2 protein-coding genes are annotated in these 2,227 nt (G+C 27.1%); both read right to left on the reverse strand.

Features of this window, described 5'->3' with window-relative positions; translation table 11 throughout:
• Nucleotides 1–72: 72 nt before the first annotated feature.
• Complete coding sequence (locus BFN48_RS11995) at nucleotides 73–1,059, reverse strand: ATP-binding protein (protein ID WP_069651121.1); 987 nt, start codon at nucleotides 1,057–1,059, stop codon at nucleotides 73–75.
• 24 nt (nucleotides 1,060–1,083) lie between these two features.
• Nucleotides 1,084–2,148: a DnaD domain-containing protein gene (locus tag BFN48_RS12000; protein ID WP_083238929.1), complete on the reverse strand. Its 1,065-nt coding sequence runs from the start codon at nucleotides 2,146–2,148 to the stop codon at nucleotides 1,084–1,086.
• Nucleotides 2,149–2,227 lie beyond the last annotated feature (79 nt).

A 2,227-nucleotide genomic window follows, 5' to 3' on the forward strand; every position in this document is an offset into this window, starting at 1 on the left:
TGCGGGTTCGAGTCCCATCGCCAGCTCCATAAAAAAAGGAAGCTTAAGATATTCTCTTAAGCTTCCTTTTTTTCATGCTTCCCATCTCAAATCAGGTCCAAAAAATCTAATTGGAGTAAACTTACTTAGAATTCTTGAAAAAATTCTATCTGTATAAGTATTAGATATTTCCATAGGTGAAAGGTTTGTGGATATTATAGTTTTATTTCCTTTTATCAGTCTTGAATTTACTATGTTAAAGATTTCGGTATTAGTAAAGGTGTTTACTAGTTCAGTACCTAAATCATCAATTATTAGCAAATCTGCATCAAATAGAAGTTCATAGTCTAATTTATATTCATCCTTATTTGAATTTCTTCTGAATCTATATTCTTCTATTATCTCAAGTATTTTAAAAGCTGTTTGATATATTACGATTTTTCCTTTATCTAGTAAAGCTTTAGCAATACAATTACACATAAAAGTTTTGCCTAATCCAGTTGTTCCATAAAACAATAGATTTTCTTCATTATCTTCATCAAAATTAAATACAAATCCTTCGCATATACTTAATATGTTCTGCATATTTTCTCTTGGTGTTACCTTTTCATTTTCAAAAGGTTTATCGCTGAAAATGTTAATATTAAAAGTTTGGAAGTTTTCTTTATAAAGTATATGCTCAAGGTTAGACATTTTGTAGGCTCTATTAATAAGAGCTTGTTTAAAACAAGAACATTTACTGCCGTCTTTTAGAAAGCCTGTGTCTTTACATTTGTTACATTCATAATTTATATCCATATATTCTAGAGGAATATTATTTTCAGTAAGTAATATAGCTTTCTCTCTTTTTAATTCTTCTAGTTTGTTTTTTATTTCTTTTATTTTATAGTTATAATCTTGAGGATTGTTTATAATTGCTTTAGATATCATTAGACCTGTTTTGGATATTAATTTATCTATTTCTTTTAATCTAGGGATTTTTGAATAAACTTCATTTTTTCTTAGTTTTTGTTCATATAATGCTTTATCTCTTTTTTTTTCGTACTCTCTTAAAATTTCATTAATTATACTATTATTCATAAATACCCTCCTCAAATAGGGAAATTAAGTATTATTAGTTTTCTTTTCAAAAATTTTTCTTACGATATTGTCTAGTTCATCTGAAGTATATTTAGAAGTTCTTTGCTCGAAATTATGGAATTTAGTTGTGACTTTATTTTGGTTTGCAGATTTTTGATTAGTTTTTGGCTTGTCTTTTTGTTCAATTTCATTAACATTTTTAATTCCTTTACTGTACCAGGATGAGAGTATACCATCTATATAATTTATACTTGGATTTGATGTTTTTTTAGTATTTTCGCAGGCTTTTAATACAATATCTAAATCGAAATTCCATTCATCAAACCATTTGTCGATTACTTTTCTTTCTGCTTCACTAGGTGGTCTAAAACTAAAGCCTAAAGCTTTCATGACTCTCTCATAGATTTGGTATCTTTTATCTTTAGTTTCTAAGTATTGTTCTAAAGCTTTTAAATTAGTTATGTTCATATCATACCAGTTTCTTATTATTCCTTCTACATAATTGACATTTTTTTTGTTTCTTCTCTCCACTGAATAAAAGAAGGCTTTAACAATTATTTGAGGATCCATATTATAGTTATAAATCCATTCAAGAATCTTTTTCTTTTCATTAGGCACTAGAGGACGCCTAATTATTTGATTTATTGAATAAAACATATCTTGAATTGTAGTGTTTTTATTTGCTTCAATTAAATCATCTACAGAACAGGAATAGTATGTGTTTTCAGTATGTTTAACAGTTCTGGTTGTTATTGGTTTGTAGTTGTTATTAATATATAACTGTTTCAAGTTTAAAAATTCAACAGCATAGTTGTATTGATCATTTTCTTTAGGATGTTTCTTGATTATACCTTTTTCTTCCCAAAAGTCCCAAGCTTTTAGAACATCTGATAAGGGAATATTCAGATGCTTTGCGATAGTTTCGTTAGTAACTTCAATATTGGTATCTTTATCATTAGCATACTTATATCCTAATAAATATACTTTGACATACGTACCATTAGCCATTGGCATAAAATCATTGATAAAAATATTTTCAATTGGGGTATCTCCTAAGTCTATATTGGTAATTTCTTTATAAAAAGACAACATGCTCACCTACCATAAGATTAGTTTTATAAATCCAGACCTTATTGGATTGTGGATAATTTAATAATATAATTTCCGT

It is taken from the genome of Caloranaerobacter ferrireducens, from assembly GCF_001730685.1.
Lineage (GTDB): Bacteria > Bacillota > Clostridia > Tissierellales > Thermohalobacteraceae > Caloranaerobacter > Caloranaerobacter ferrireducens.